The organism is Lysobacter antibioticus (assembly GCF_001442535.1).
Lineage (GTDB): Bacteria > Pseudomonadota > Gammaproteobacteria > Xanthomonadales > Xanthomonadaceae > Lysobacter > Lysobacter antibioticus.
Map to the genome: position 1 here is coordinate 4,887,219 of NZ_CP013141.1, position 14,029 is coordinate 4,901,247.

Here is a 14,029-nt window from a genome sequence, read left to right on the forward strand (position 1 = left end):
GGCTTTTTCATACGGGACATCCCTGTCCCGATGAAAAACGGCCCGCATCCCTGCGGGCCGCCCTCCGGGCCTTCGCTTGCCTTCGCTAATGCAGAGCTACGCACAGCCACGGCAATGGCAGAATCTTCACGGCAAGCAACGGCAAGCAACGGCAAGCACGGGTGGCGCCGCGGCGGCTCGCTTGCTGTTGCCGATCTAGCCGCGTTCGCGATTCAAGACCGTGTGCCGATCACTGCAGGACCCGCCGTAGCCCGCTATGGAAAAGGGGGCCGCGCCTGCGAAGCAGGCGCGGGGGATTTGCTTTTGCTCTCGCCTTATTTGCTCGCCGGCGCCTTTTTTGCGGCTGAAAAATCGCCGGCGGTGTAGACGCTCAATTGCTCGGGCTTGAGGTGTTTGCGGATCGCCGCGTTGACCGCATCGACGGTCAAGGCTTTGAATTTCGCGTCCAGGTCGGCCGAGAACTGCATGGTGCGGCCATAGAACAGGTTGCTGGCCAGGCCGGCGGCGATCGCCGGATCGGAGGCGCGGGCCTGCTCGCGCTGGGTCAGCAGCCCGGACACCGCATCGCGCAACTCGTCGGCGCCGACGCCGTCCTTGATCAGGCGTGCGAGTTCCTCGCGCATCGCGCGTTCGACCTTGTCCAGATTCTGCGGCGCGGCGATCGCTTCGATCGACCAGTTGCCGGCATCGTCGACGCCGCTGCGGCTGCTGTCGGCGTCGAGGTCGCTGCCGACGCCGTAACTCAGGCCGTCTTGCTGGCGGATGCGGTCGCCGAGGCGCGATTTGATGGTGCCGCCGCCAAGAATGTAGTTGGCGGCGACCAGGGCCGGGAAGTCGGCATCGGTGTCCTTCAAGGACAGGTTGGCGCGCGCCAGCAGCACGCCGTTGGGCTTGTCCGGGGTGTCGAAACGGCGCTGTTCGGCGGCGACCGCGGTGTAGCGGGTGTCGATGGGGGCGAACGCGTGCTTGGGGCGCCAGTCGGCGAACAGGGTGCGCAGTTGTTGCTTCAGCGCGATCGGGTCGAAATCGCCGACCACGCTGATCTGGCCTTCGGCGCTGCCGTACAGGTCGCGGTGATAGGCGCGGACATCGTCGAGCTTGAGCGCCTTGATCGCCGCCAGCGACTCGTCCAGGTTCATCGCATGCAAGGGATGCCCGGCCGGCCAGGGATCGAAATGCAGGGCCATGGCGATGCCGGCGATGCTGCCGGGTTCCTGGCGCGAGGCTTCCAGGCCGGTGATCGCCTGCAGGCGGTATTGCTCGAACTCCTTGTCCGGATAGGTCGGCGTGCGCAGCACCTTGGCCGCCAGTGCGAGCGCTTCGCCGAGTTGCTCGCGGCGTGTGGTCAGGTCGATCCGTGCCGATTGCAGGCTGCCGCTGATGCGCGCGCTGGTCTTGAGCGCCTCGAAGCGCTCGTCGATCTGCTGGCGGCTCAGGCCTTCGCTGCCGCGCATCAGCAAGGCGCCGGCGATGCTGCCGGCGACTTCGCGGTTCTTCAGCGAGGCGAGGTCGGCGAAGTTGAACGAGGCCGAGACGGTGACGGTGGCGCCGCGGGTCTTCTTCGGCAGCAGGGCGAGTTTGAGGCCGCCGCCGACGCCGGTGTCGATGGTGACGGCCTCGGTGCGGGCCTGGATGTTGGCCGGGGTCGGGTCGAAGTGTTCGCCGGCCTCGATCGCGCTCTTACCGGTATAACCCTGCAGCACGGTGGCGGCGCTCGGCGCGGCCGGGATCTCGACCCGCTGCGGCGCGTCGGTCGGGACGAAACGGCCGAAGGTGCGGTTGCTTGAAGTCAGGTAGCGGCGGGCGACGCGGTTGACGTCGTCGGCGCTGACTTTCTCGAGCGCATCGCGGTAGTGGAAGTACAGACGCCAGTCGCCGGCGACCACCGCGTCCGACAGGCCCATCGCCACGCCGGAGACGTTGGTGTAGGCCAGCTCGAAGCCGTTGCGCAGGCGCTGCCTGGCGGCCTCGACTTCCTCGGCAGTGACCGGCTGGCGTTCGATCTGTTCGAGCTGGGCGATCAGCACCTGCTCGGCCTTGGTGGCATCGCCGTCCTTCGGTACCGCGGCGAGCGCGCTCATCAGGCCGGGGTCCTGGCGTTGCTCGCTGCTGCCGCCGACGCTCGCGGCCAGGCCGCTTTCGACCAGGGCCTTGTGCAGGCGGCCGCCGGGCACGTGGCCGAGCACCTCGTCGAGCACGCCGAGCGCGGCGGCGTCGGCATGAGTGCCGGCGGGCACGTGATAGGCGGCCATCAACAGGCGGATGTCGCCGACCCGGCGCACGGTGACGTCGCGCTCGCCGTCCTGGGCCGGGTCGAGGGTGTAGAACTTGCGCATCGGCTCGGACGGCTTGGCGAGCGGACCGAAATGGCGCGCGACCGCATTCAAGGTGGCGGCGGGGTCGAGGCGACCGGCCAGCACCAGGGTGGCGTTGTCGGGCCGGTACCAAGCGCGGTAATAGGCCTGCAGGCGCTCGATCGGCACGTTTTCGACGTCGCTGCGCGCGCCGATCGTGCTGTTGCCGTAGTGGTGCCACAGATAGGCGGTCGAGCGTACGCGCTGCATCAGCGCCGCGACCGGGCTGTTCTCGCCGCTCTCCATCTCGTTGCGGACCACGGTCATTTCGCTGTCGAGGTCTTTGCGGGCGATGTCGGAGTTCAGCATGCGGTCGGCTTCCAGGCCGAGCAGCCAGTCCAGAGTGGCGTCGTTGGCCGGGAACGAGGCGAAGTAGTTGGTGCGGTCGAGCGAGGTTTCGGCGTTGAAGCCGATGCCGCGCTTCTTCATTTCGGCGGGGATGTCGCGGTGGCGCGGCGTGCCTTTGAACAGCAGGTGTTCGAGCAGATGGGCCATGCCGGTCTCGCCGTAGTTCTCCTGCAGCGAGCCGACGCCGTAGATCAGGTTGACCGTTACGGTGGGCTGGCTGGCATCGGGAAACAGCAGCACGCGCAGGCCGTTGCTCAAGCGGTACTCGCAGATGCCCTCGACGCAGGGGCCGGCGCTGACGCCGGCCGGCGGCTGCGGCGATTCGGCCTGGGCCGTCGACAGGGCCAGGGCGAGGGCGAAGCCGAGCGAGGCGGCGAGCGGGGCGAGACGGGTGCGGTGCTGGGGCATGAGAATCCTGGAATGTTCGATGCGCTGTGAGCGTTGAATGTTCGATGGGCGCTCTGTGAGCGTTGAATATTTCATGGGCACTCTGGGAGTGCCTGGCGCAATAGACGAAGATAGCGGTCGATCACCCTAGCGCCTGTGTACGGCCTCATGAACCCGACGTTCAGTTCGATCCCAGATTCAGACGCCGACCCGCGCGCGGAGGTGCCCGCCGCCGGCCTGCCGGTGCTGTACGCCGACGAGACGATCGCAATCATCGACAAGCCGGCAGGGCTGATGGTTCACGACAGCGCGCTCGCGCGCGGCGAGACCGACTTCGCCGCCGACCGCCTGCGCGCGCAATTCGGCCGGCCGATCTTCCTGGTCCACCGCCTCGACCGCGCCACCAGCGGCTGTTTGCTGTTGGCCTTCGATCGCGAAGCCGCCTCGGCCCTGGGCAAGGTGCTGATGTCGCGCGAGGTCGAGAAAGACTACCTGGCGGTGTGTCGCGGTTGGCCGGCCGAGGATGCGTTCGAGGTCGATCACGACCTCGACGGCGGGCCCGGCAAGCCGGTCAAGAAACCGGCGCAAACCCGCTTCCGCTGCCTCGGACGCACCGAGCTGGCCTTGCCGTCGGCGGGCTTCGAGACCTCGCGCTACGCGCTGCTGCTGGCGCAGCCGCAGACCGGGCGCTTCCGCCAGATCCGCCGCCACCTCAAGCACCTGTCGCATCACCTGATCGGCGACACCAGCCACGGCGACGGCCGCCACAACCGCAGCTTCCGCATGCTCGGCATCCATCGCATGTTGCTGCACGCGCAGCGCTTGTCGTTCCTGCACCCGCTCAGCGGCGAACGCATCGTCGCGGTGGCGCCGCCGGACGCGGAGTTCGCCAAGGCCCTGGCCTTGTTCGAGGCGCCGCAGGGCGCCTGAGAGCGATGCGGCTGGCGGCCATCGCCTCGGCAAGGTAAGCGAATTAGCGCGGCGAAGAATTCGACCAGAAACGACATTCCTCCCCCTGGGCACCGGCCTTTTCCCCCTTTGACAAAGGGGGCAGGGGGATTTGCTCCGCGCTTACGGACGAAGCGCTTACCGACGAAACCGGCTCAGCCGCCCGTCGCAGGCTGGGGCGGGCTGGGAGGCGCCGGCGGCGCATACAGCGCCGGTGCGGTCTTGCCGTCGCCGTCGACGATGTCCTTGACCTCGTCGCGCAGCTCGCGCTGCATGCGCTCGAACATGGTCTTCATCAGCGGCTGCAGTTCCTGCATGGTCCGGCCTATCGCCAGCGGCATCTTCTCCATGATGCTGCGCCCGGCCGGGCTGCCGTAGAAATCGATGAGGGCCTGCACTTCGGCGGCGTCGAAGGTCTCGCCGTAGACCTTGCGATAGATCGGCGCGACGGCCTTCCAGTCCAGCATCTCCTCGACCATGCTCATCTGCCGGGCCAGGCTGCGCGCGAGCGCTTCGCGCTGCTTGTCACTGAGCCCGTCGCCGGCTTCGGCCATGGCCATCATTTCGGCTGGTTCGCGCATCTGCTTGAGCATCTCGCCCTTCATGCGCTCGTAGTTCATCGAGTGCATGAGCTGGTCGATCTGGGCATCGCTCGGGCGAGCGGCGAAGGCCGGCGCCGCGCACAGGGCGGTGCTCAGCAATAGGATGGAAAGGCTGCGGGACAGTGTGGACATCGTGGTTCTTCCTTGAAGGGGGACGGCATCGTCCGTGGCTGCATCGAGGCCGTCAGTGGCCGTCGTTGCGGGGTTTATCGGGTTCGCCCGCTCGCCGCAGCGATCAGGGGCGGCGCTCGTACTGGCGATAGACCGGACGCGCGGCGGCGTTGGAGGCCGCATTGAGCAGGTCCTGCAGGAAAGCGTCGCGCAGCACCTGCTTCGGTGTGCCCGAGCCGTAGCCGTTGCGGCCGTCGGCGCCGTAGCCCTGCTGCGACATCTGTTCCAGCACGCGGCGGCCCTCGGGGGTGCGCGACAGCTGGGTCAGCGTCTGCAGCTCGGAGGCGCTGAAGCCGCCGTTGCTCTGCTCGAAGCCGTTACGGTCGTAGACATTGCCGTAGGCGTCGCGGCCGTAGTTGCTGTCGTCGTAGCGGTTGTCTTGACGGCCGTCGTCGTACTGGTTTGCCGAGGCGGCGCTGGCGGCATTCTGCAACTGCTGCATGAAGCCGCTCTGCACGCCGGCGTACTTGCGCAGGACTTCCTGGTCGGTGGCATTGGCCGGCCGCCCGACCACCGCCTCGGCGATGGCCTGGGCCGATTGCAGGGTTTGCCGTTGCGCGCGCGGCGAGGCGATGGCGTCGACGTTGGCCGGGTCGAGGTAGGCGTCCTGCGCCGTGGCCGGCGCGGCGGCGAACAGTGCGGCGAACATTACCGCTGCGAGCCGGACCGCTGCGAGCGGGGCTGCGGCGAGCGGGCGGGGCAGGCGCTGGCGCATACGGACTTCCTCCTTGGACCGGTCCCGGCATGGTCCGCCTCGCCCGCGGCCGCGTCAACGACGGCCCGCACAGCCGCCCGCCGCGGTCAAGCCCGGCTTCAGCCGCGGTTCGCCCGGCTCCCGTCGAGGCCGCGTAATGGACGCGACCGCGCGCCGGTCTACAATCGCCGGCGGAGGAGAGCATGGTGGATCTGTCGATCACGATTCCCGAACAGGAATTGGTCGAGCGCTTCGTGCGTTCGACCGGTCCGGGCGGGCAAAACGTAAACAAGGTCGCGACTGCGGTGGAATTGCGCTTCGATATCGCGCAATCGCCCTCGTTGCCCGAGGCCGTGCGCGAGCGTTTGCTGAGCAAGCGCGACCGGCGCGTGACCACCGACGGCGTGCTGGTGATCAGCGCGCAGCGGTTCCGCACCCAGGAACGCAACCGCGAGGACGCCCGCGTGCGCCTGGCCGCCTTCGTCGACAGCGGCCTGCGCGCGCCCAAGCCGCGCATCGCCACCAAACCCAGCCGTGCCTCCAAGGAACGCCGCCTCGGCGCCAAGCGCGAACGCAGCACGACCAAGCGCGGTCGTTCGCAAAGTAATTGGGACTGACGGAGCACGCATGCAGCAGCCAGCCCGCGACGACATCGTCCTGACCTTGCCGCCGAACGTGCCGCAAGTGCGTTTCAACCGTTTCACCCGCTGGGTCGGCCGCACCATCCTGCGGCTCGGCGGCTGGCGCATGGTCGGCGCGTTTCCCGACATTCCGCGCGCGGTGCTGATCGGCGCGCCGCATTCCTCGAACTGGGACGGCGTCTGGGGGTTCGCGGCCAAGGCGGCGATGGGCCTGGACGTGAAGGTCCTCGGCAAGGACTCGCTGTTCCGCGTGCCTCTGCTCGGCGGGCTGCTGCGTTCGCTCGGGGTGATCCCGGTCAACCGCAGCGCCGCGCACGGCGTGATCGAACAGGCCGCGGCGATGATCCGCGCCCAGGAGCATTTCTGGTTCGGTCTCGCGCCCGAAGGCACGCGCAAAGTCGTCGAGCGCTGGAAAGCCGGGTTCTGGAAGATCGCCAAGGCGGCCGACGTGCCGGTGGTGCCGGCGTATTTCCACTACCCCGACAAGATCATCGGCATCGGCGAGGCGTTCCAGCTCGGCGACGACATGGATGCCGACATGCGCCGCATCCGCGACTGGTACAAGCCCTGGCAGGGCAAGCACCACGGCACGACCTGATCTGGGCTGACCTGGCCGGCCGGTTTCTGCGGGTTAATTCAGGCGTTTGTCGGCGCGTTTATTTGCGGGGACGCCTGGCGCGTTTGCCGCCGGGTTTGCCGGCCTCGCCGGCGCTGTCGATCTGTTCGAGCTGCAGGCGCAGATCGTTCAAGGTCGAGACGATGTGGGCGCACAGCAGGTCGGCCACGCGCGCGGAGTCGCGCGCCAACCAGGCGTCGAGGATCTCGTGGTGCTCGCTGCTCGCGCGGGCCTCGCGGCCTTCCGGCTCCAGGTGCTTGCGCACATAGCGTTCGGCCAGCACCTGCAGGCGTTCGACCAACTGGGTGGTGACGTGGCGGCCGCCCGGCCGCACCAACGACAGGTGGAAGGTGCGGTTGAAGCGCACCGCGCTGTGGACGTCGGCCTTCGAGGCCGTTTCCAGGGCGGCCAGGGCCGTCCCGGCGGCCTTGCGTTCGTCCTCGCTGGCTTCCAGGCAGGCATGCGCGGCGGCGTCGGGTTCGATCTTCAGGCGCAGCGCGAACACTTCCTCGGCCTCGCCGGCGGTCATCGCCGGCACGAAGAAGCCGCGGTTGGGATGCGAGCTCAACAAGCCCTGTTGTTCCAGCCTGCCTAAGGCTTCGCGCAGCGGAATCTTGCTGATGCCGAGTTCCTCGGCGAGCAGCTCCTGGCGGATCGGCGCGAGCGGCGGAATCTGCGTCGACAAAATGCGTTCGCGGACCACTTCGAAGGCTTGGTCGGACAGCGAACGGGGGACGATGCTCATGCGTTCAGTCTACCCAACCGCCAGCGTCTGCGGCCTGTCCGCGGGCGCTGCGTACGTCTCGGCGAGGGCATGGCCGGAAAGCAGGGCTGGCGAGGGTCGGCTCATTCGAATTCGAGGCTCGCGAATCCCGTGCTCGCGAAAGCGCGGCCGGCGGCGGCGTCGAATGGGGCGTTCTTCGCCGCAGGCAGGGCGGTGACAGGGATCGCCGTCCGTCGGCGCACGGGCGTCTGACCGGCACGGTGATCGTCTCCACAGACTGACGTCACGGAATCGGTCCAAGTTAGCAGATACCGTATACGGTATACAAAATAGCCTGGCGACATGTCAGGCGCGTGACCGGCCTGGCAGGGGGCCCGCCGGTGAACAGATTCGGGACCGATCGAGGGGCAGGCCAGGCCTGCACCGCGAACCCGGCTGCCCGGCGGATGGGGGCTGCGCCAACGCGCGCCGACCGATTCGCGACGTCTGCCGCGCCCGTCCTGGATCCGCCGGCCGTCCCGTCCCCCACGAACGTGCGCGATGCGCGCGTCCCCGCCACCGAGTCAGCAACTCACCGAGCAAGGAGAGCCGCCCTCATCCACTCGTCCGACCGTCGATGACTTTCCGCAATCCGGAGCCACGGACCCGATCGCCAGGCCGCATGTCGCCGCCGCATCGGGCCCGACGTCCAATCAAAGGAGAATGCGATGTCTTTTGCACCCAAACCGGGGCCGACCCAAGCGCTCATGCTTGGCGCCGTCGTTACCGCCGTCAGCTTTCTGAGCTATGCCTTGCCCTGGGACACCCTGAGCGGCGCGTCCGCCGAATCGAACCCGCTTCGATCGAGTTCGATTCAAGCCAGTTCGATTCAAGCCGGCTCGAGCGCCGCCACCTCGCTGCAAACCGCCAACCTGGCCACCGGCCATGGCGCGATGGCCGCGCAGGCGGCCGCCGCGCGCTTCGCCGCAGTGCGTAAGTCGCCGGCGACAGAACGGCAGATCTTCGACGCGCACCAGCAAGACCGCGCCGCCGAGCCCTCGCTGCGCATTCCCTACCAGCCGTTGCTGCGCGAACGCGCCGACACCGACTACGACGGCGCCGACGCGCGTCGCGACATCCTGCAGCGGCCGTCGTTGGCCAAATTCAGCGCGCGCAGCCTGCAGGCGGCCGCGGCGGCTTGCGACGTCAATCAGTTCGCCAGTCTCAGCGGCGACGCCCTGGTCGCCGCGGTCAAAAGCGCCGACACCGATTGCATCAACCAGTTGTTCGGCCTGAGCGGCACCACCGCCTACGGCACCTTCCGCGAAGCGCAGATGGTGACCGTCGCCAACGCCCTGGCCACGTCCGCGCGCGACTACAACGGCACCAACGTCGGCAGCACTCTGCAACTGGTGCTGTTCCTGCGCGCCGGTTACTACGTGCAGTTCTACGACACCAGCGTCGGCAGTTACGGCGCGCCGTTGAAGAACGCGATCCGTCCAGCGCTCGACGCCTTCGCCGCCAACGCGAACTTCGGCCTGGTCAACGACGTGCACGGCGAAACCCTGGCCGAGTTCGTCACCCTGATCGACAGTTCGATCGAGAACGCGCGCTATCTGTACGTGGTCAAGCGCCTGCTCGACAGCTACAACAGCAGCTACAACGCGTATTACTGGATGAAGGTGGCGGTCAACAACGCCTACAACGTGACCTTCCGCGGCCACCAGGACGAGGCGTTCCGCGTCGCGGTGCAGGCCGATCCCTCGATCGTCGACACGCTGTACAACTTCGCCAACACCCACTTCGCGATGCTGGGCCAGGCCGACGACTATCTGGTGGCCAACGCCGGCCGCGAAATCGGTCGCTTCCTGCAGTACACCGGCAACGTCAAGAGCATCGCCCAGTCGCGGGCGAAGACCCTGCTCGACCGCTCATCGGTGTCGGGGCCGACCGCGCGCCTGTGGGTCGGCATCGGCGAGATGGTGGATTACTTCGACAAGGCCAACTGCGGCTACTACGGTCTGTGCGACTTCAAGGCCCGGGTCGATGCGGCAGCGTTGCCGATCCGCCACACCTGCAGTCCGACCCTGCGCCTGCGCGCGCAATCGATGACCGCGGCCCAGCTGGCCGATACCTGCGCGATCGTCGCCGGCGAAGAAACCTATTTCCATCGGACCATGGCCACCGGCGGCGTGCCGGTCGCGAACGACCAGAACGCCGCGCTGGAAATGGTGGTGTTCGACAGCAGCACCGACTACGGCATTTATGCCGGCGCGCTCTACGGCATCAACACTAACAACGGCGGCATGTACCTGGAAGGCAATCCGGCCGCGACCGGCAACCAGGCGCGCTTCATCGCCTACGAGGCCGAATGGATGCGACCGCAGACCTTCGAGATCTGGAACCTCACCCACGAGTACATCCATTACCTCGACGGCCGCTTCAACATGTTCGGCGACTTCAATGCGGCGATGAAGCAAAAGACCGTGTGGTGGGTCGAAGGCTTCGCCGAATACATGTCGTTCTCGTACCGCAACCTGGCCAACACGGCGGCGCAAAGCGAGGCCGCGCGCGGTACCTACGCGCTCAGCCGGGTCTATCAGAACGACTACAACAGCGGCCAGAACCTGGTCTACCGCTGGGGCTATCTGGCGGTGCGCTTCATGTTCGAACAGCGCCGCAGCGAAGTGAACAGCATCCTGGGCTACTTCCGCCCCGGCAATTACACCGGCTACGCCACCTTCATGGGCGGTATCGGCAGCAACAACGACGCGGCCTTCCGTGCCTGGCTGCCCTGCGTCGCCACGCCGGACGCGCCCGGTTGCGGCGGCACGCCGAACCAGTCGCCGGTGGCCGCGTTCGGCCATGCCGCCAACGGTCTGACGGTGAACTTCAGCGACAGCTCGTCCGATCCCGACGGCAGCATCGCTTCGCGCGCGTGGAGCTTCGGCGACGGCACCAGCTCCACCGCCACCCACCCCAGCAAGACCTACGCCGCCGCGGGCACCTACACGGTGAAGCTCACGGTCACCGACAACCGCGGTGCGACGGCGACCACGAGCAAGTCGGTGACGGTCACCGGCGGCACCTCGAACACTCCGCCGGTGGCGGCGTTCACCACCCGTATCGAAGGCCTGAAGGTGAGCTTCACCGATGGCTCCTCCGATGCCGACGGCAGCATCGTTTCGCGCGCCTGGAACTTCGGCGACGGCACCCGCTCGTCCGCGACCAACCCGGTCAAGACCTATGCCGCAGCGGGGACCTATGCGGTGCAGCTGACCGTGACCGACAACCGCGGTGCACGCACCACGGTCGCCAAGAGCGTGACGGTGACCAGCGGCGGCAGTCTGCCGGAATGCAGCGCGGCCGACGCCCGCGAGCTCGGCCGCAACTGTTCGCGCAGCAACCTCGCCGCCTCGGCCGACGGTTATGTGTACATGTATGTGCAAGTGCCGCAGGGCACCACGCAGTTGCGCATCACCACCTCCGGCGGTACCGGCAATGCCGACCTCTACGTCAACACTTTGGGTGCCTGGGCCACGCGCTCGGCGCATAACTATCGTTCGACCGCGAGCGGCAACACCGAGACGCTGACCGTCAACAACCCGCCGGCCGGCTATGTCTACGTGAGCCTGCACGGTGCCACCGCCTTCAGCGGCGTGCGCTTGAGCGTGCAGTACTGAACCGGCGTTATCGAGCCTGCACTATCGAGCTTGAGCAAGACTGAAGTCCGAGTGACTTCGACGGGGCGGGGGCGCGAGCTCCCGCCCCGCTTTTTCCATCGCCAACGAGCGGCGATCGGCGATCAGCGATCGGATTGGCCGGTCGCGTAGTAATCGCCGCGGACGAACAGGTCCGGCTGGATCAGCTCGGTGAACGCCCGCGCCTGCGGCGACAGGTATTTGCCCTTGCGCACCACCACGCCATAGCTGCGCGACGGGAAGTACTCGGCCAGCGAGCGCGCCGACAGGCGTGCGCGGTCGGCGTCGGTCAGGCAGATGGCGGTGACGATGCTGATCCCGAGGCCCATCGCCACGTATTGCTTGATGACCTCCCAGCCGCCGACTTCGAGCGCGACCGTGTACGGCACGCGGTTCTGCTGGAACACCACGTCGACCATCCGGTAAGTGGTCAGCCGCTGCGGCGGCAGGATCAGGCCGTAGGGGCCGAGGTCTTGCAGGGTCAGGGTGTCGAGCTTGGCCAGCGGGTGATCGCGCGGGGTGATCAGCATCGGCTCGAAGCGGTAGACCGGGGCGTAGCTGAGGTCGCCGGGCACGTCGAGCATCGAGCCGACCGCCAAGTCGACCGCGTCCGAGCGCAGGAGGTCCAGGCCGCCGGCGCCGGTGACGTTGTGCAGGGTCAGACGGACCTCGGGGTGGGCGGCGCGGAAGGCTTCGACGATCTTCGGCAGCAGATAAAGGATGGTCGAACTGCCGGCGGCGACGTTGAGTTCGCCCGCGTCCAGGCCGCGGATGCGCTCGCGGAAGGTGCCGTCGAGGGCGTCGAGCCCCTCGACCAGGGGCCGGGCCAGTTCGTACAGCTCCTGGCCCTCGCGGGTCAGGGCCAGGCGGCGGCCGCTGCGCTCGAGCAGACGCACCCCCATCTCGCGCTCCAGCGCCTGAAGCTGAAGGGTGACCGCCGGCTGGCTCAAGTACAGCGCCTCAGCAGCTCGTGAGACTGAGCCCAGGCGCGCAGTCTGGCAGAAGGCCCGCAGTGGCTTGAGCCGGTCGCCTTTGTAAGCAAATCGCGGACTTAGGCTGCGTGTCGTGGCCACTTGAGAACTATATATAAGTTACTCAAATGATATGCATTGAAAAAACTTGATTGTCAAATACAAGACGCCAGCGCATGGTCTGGGGCAAGAGGCCGACTCGTCGGGAGCGGCCAGATCCTCACCAAGGATGATCCCCCCAGGAGTCGCACCGATGTCGGCAGTGATCGCGCAATGGCAGCAACCGCAACAGGAGCAACGTCAGCCGGGTGACGGCATCGAGCTCACGGCCAGCCTGGCCGGACAGGAGCAATTGCTGACCCCGGCCGCCCTCGAGTTCCTCGCCGGGCTGCACCGCCGTTTCGAGCCGGTCCGCCAGGCCCGCCTCGCCGCCCGCCGCGAGCGCCAGGCCTTCTTCGACGCCGGCGGCCTGCCGGATTTCCGCACCGACACCGCGGCGATCCGCGCCGGCCACTGGCGGGTCGCGCCGCTGCCGACCGCCTTGCTCGACCGCCGGGTCGAGATCACCGGCCCCTGCGATCCGAAGATGGTGATCAACGCCCTCAACTCGGGCGCCAAGGTCTACATGGCCGACTTCGAGGACAGCACCGCGCCGACCTGGGCCAATCTGCTGACCGGCCAGCGCGCGCTCAAGAAGGCGGTCGCCGGCACCCTCGACTGGATGGCGCCGGACGGCTCCAAGCACTACACCCTCAAGCCCTTCGAGGAACAGGCGGTGTTGATGGTGCGCCCGCGCGGCTGGCACCTCGACGAAAAGCACCTGCGCATCGACGGCGCGCCGATCTCCGGCGGCCTGTTCGACCTGGGCCTGTTCGCCTTCCACAACGCCGCCGCGCTGGTCGCCAAGGACCGCGGCCCGTATTTCTACCTGCCCAAGCTGCAGTCGATGGAAGAGGCGCAGCTGTGGAACGACGTGCTCGACCAGGTCGAGCGCGCGCTGGGCCTGGCCGCCGGCCAGATCAAGGTCACGGTGTTGATCGAGACCCTGCCGGCCGTGTTCGAGATGGACGAGATCCTGCACGCGCTGCGCGGCCGCATCGCCGGCCTCAACTGCGGCCGCTGGGACTACGTGTTCTCCTATCTCAAGACTTTCCGCGCGCATCGCGACAAGGTGCTACCCGAGCGAGGCCAGGTCACCATGACCCAGCCGTTCCTGCGCGCTTATTCGGAACTGCTGATCCAGACCTGCCACAAGCGCGGCGCGCATGCGATGGGCGGCATGGCCGCGCAGATCCCGATCAGCGGCGACGAAGCCGCCAACGAGGCCGCGCTGGCCAAGGTGCGCGCCGACAAGCTGCGCGAAGTCACCGCCGGCCACGACGGCACCTGGGTCGCGCATCCGGCGCTGATCCCGCTGGCGATGCGCATCTTCGACGAACGCATGCCGACCCCGCACCAGCAGCACGTGCTGCGCGACGACGTGCTGATCATCCGCGACGACCTGATCAAGCCCTCGTTCGGCACCATCACCCGCAGCGGTTTCGAAGGCAACGTCGAAGTCTGCGTGCGTTACCTGGCCGCCTGGCTCGAAGGCAACGGCTGCGTGCCGATCCATTGGCTGATGGAAGATGCCGCGACCGCCGAGATCGCCCGCACTCAGTTGTGGCAGTGGCTGCACGCCGATGGCTTGTTCCTCGACGACGGCACGCCGCTCGATTTCGCCTTGCTCGAACGCGCCTTGATCGGCCTGCCGAGCAAGCTCGCCGACCGCATGAAGCTGCCGGGCGGCAGCAAGCTCGACGAAGCCATCGCGATGCTCGACGCGCTGACCCATGCCGACACGCTCGCGGAGTTCCTGACCCTGCCGGCCTACGAACGCATCGACTGACCCGC

Annotated in this window: 10 protein-coding genes; 5 read left to right on the forward strand and 5 right to left on the reverse strand. The window is 67.6% G+C overall.

What is annotated here, in order from left to right:
- Positions 1-314: 314 nt before the first annotated feature.
- Positions 315-3,110, reverse strand: coding sequence for a M16 family metallopeptidase (locus GLA29479_RS19870; RefSeq protein ID WP_057972611.1), 2,796 nt, complete (start codon positions 3,108-3,110; stop codon positions 315-317).
- 147 nt (positions 3,111-3,257) lie between these two features.
- Between GLA29479_RS19870 and GLA29479_RS19875 the strand changes: the two genes are divergently transcribed.
- Positions 3,258-4,019, forward strand: coding sequence for a pseudouridine synthase (locus GLA29479_RS19875; protein ID WP_082638829.1), 762 nt, complete (start codon positions 3,258-3,260; stop codon positions 4,017-4,019).
- Positions 4,020-4,192: 173 nt separating this feature from the next.
- On the opposite strand, the gene GLA29479_RS19880 is transcribed toward GLA29479_RS19875, so the two are convergent.
- Together GLA29479_RS19880 and GLA29479_RS19885 are read right to left on the reverse strand one after the other, a co-directional pair.
- A complete protein-coding gene (locus GLA29479_RS19880) occupies positions 4,193-4,771 on the reverse strand; it encodes a DUF2059 domain-containing protein (RefSeq protein WP_169795697.1) in 579 nt (192 codons plus the stop codon).
- 103 nt (positions 4,772-4,874) lie between these two features.
- Positions 4,875-5,525: a hypothetical protein gene (locus GLA29479_RS19885; RefSeq protein ID WP_144436645.1), complete on the reverse strand. Its 651-nt coding sequence runs from the start codon at positions 5,523-5,525 to the stop codon at positions 4,875-4,877.
- Positions 5,526-5,707: 182 nt separating this feature from the next.
- Here GLA29479_RS19885 and arfB point away from each other — a divergent pair, with 182 nt between their 5' ends.
- Together arfB and GLA29479_RS19895 are read left to right on the forward strand one after the other, a co-directional pair.
- Positions 5,708-6,121 carry an alternative ribosome rescue aminoacyl-tRNA hydrolase ArfB gene (gene arfB / locus GLA29479_RS19890; protein WP_057972614.1) on the forward strand — a complete coding sequence of 138 codons (414 nt, stop codon included), beginning with the start codon at positions 5,708-5,710 and terminating at the stop codon, positions 6,119-6,121.
- A gap of 10 nt (positions 6,122-6,131) precedes the next feature.
- Positions 6,132-6,743, forward strand: coding sequence for a 1-acyl-sn-glycerol-3-phosphate acyltransferase (locus tag GLA29479_RS19895; protein WP_031371361.1), 612 nt, complete (start codon positions 6,132-6,134; stop codon positions 6,741-6,743).
- Between the two features lie 58 nt (positions 6,744-6,801).
- Here the strand turns inward: GLA29479_RS19895 and GLA29479_RS19900 are convergent, their stop codons facing one another.
- The gene (locus GLA29479_RS19900; protein WP_082638831.1) at positions 6,802-7,506 is read right to left on the reverse strand and encodes a GntR family transcriptional regulator; all 705 of its coding nucleotides are present in this window, start codon (positions 7,504-7,506) and stop codon (positions 6,802-6,804) included.
- A 686-nt stretch (positions 7,507-8,192) separates the two neighbouring features.
- Here GLA29479_RS19900 and GLA29479_RS19905 point away from each other — a divergent pair.
- Positions 8,193-11,147 carry a collagenase gene (locus GLA29479_RS19905; protein ID WP_082638832.1) on the forward strand — a complete coding sequence of 985 codons (2,955 nt, stop codon included), beginning with the start codon at positions 8,193-8,195 and terminating at the stop codon, positions 11,145-11,147.
- A 122-nt stretch (positions 11,148-11,269) separates the two neighbouring features.
- Here the strand turns inward: GLA29479_RS19905 and GLA29479_RS19910 are convergent, their stop codons facing one another.
- A complete protein-coding gene (locus GLA29479_RS19910; protein ID WP_031371358.1) occupies positions 11,270-12,238 on the reverse strand; it encodes a LysR family transcriptional regulator in 969 nt (322 codons plus the stop codon).
- Between the two features lie 151 nt (positions 12,239-12,389).
- On the opposite strand from GLA29479_RS19910, the gene aceB reads away from it, so the two are divergent.
- Positions 12,390-14,024 (forward strand): malate synthase A, encoded by a 1,635-nt coding sequence (gene aceB / locus GLA29479_RS19915; protein WP_057972616.1) that lies wholly within the window; start codon positions 12,390-12,392, stop codon positions 14,022-14,024.
- Positions 14,025-14,029: the final 5 nt, after the last annotated feature.

Bases quoted from the DNA above. Each gene is read 5' to 3' on its own strand.
- arfB (WP_057972614.1), top strand. From the start codon at position 5,708: ATGGTGGATCTGTCGATCACGATTCCCGAACAGGAATTGGTCGAGCGC.
- GLA29479_RS19905 (WP_082638832.1), top strand. From the start codon at position 8,193: ATGTCTTTTGCACCCAAACCGGGGCCGACCCAAGCGCTCATGCTTGGC.
- GLA29479_RS19870 (WP_057972611.1), bottom strand. From the start codon at position 3,110: ATGCCCCAGCACCGCACCCGTCTCGCCCCGCTCGCCGCCTCGCTCGGC.
- aceB (WP_057972616.1), top strand. From the start codon at position 12,390: ATGTCGGCAGTGATCGCGCAATGGCAGCAACCGCAACAGGAGCAACGT.
- GLA29479_RS19895 (WP_031371361.1), top strand. From the start codon at position 6,132: ATGCAGCAGCCAGCCCGCGACGACATCGTCCTGACCTTGCCGCCGAAC.
- GLA29479_RS19880 (WP_169795697.1), bottom strand. From the start codon at position 4,771: ATGTCCACACTGTCCCGCAGCCTTTCCATCCTATTGCTGAGCACCGCC.
- GLA29479_RS19875 (WP_082638829.1), top strand. From the start codon at position 3,258: ATGAACCCGACGTTCAGTTCGATCCCAGATTCAGACGCCGACCCGCGC.
- GLA29479_RS19900 (WP_082638831.1), bottom strand. From the start codon at position 7,506: ATGAGCATCGTCCCCCGTTCGCTGTCCGACCAAGCCTTCGAAGTGGTC.
- GLA29479_RS19885 (WP_144436645.1), bottom strand. From the start codon at position 5,525: ATGCGCCAGCGCCTGCCCCGCCCGCTCGCCGCAGCCCCGCTCGCAGCG.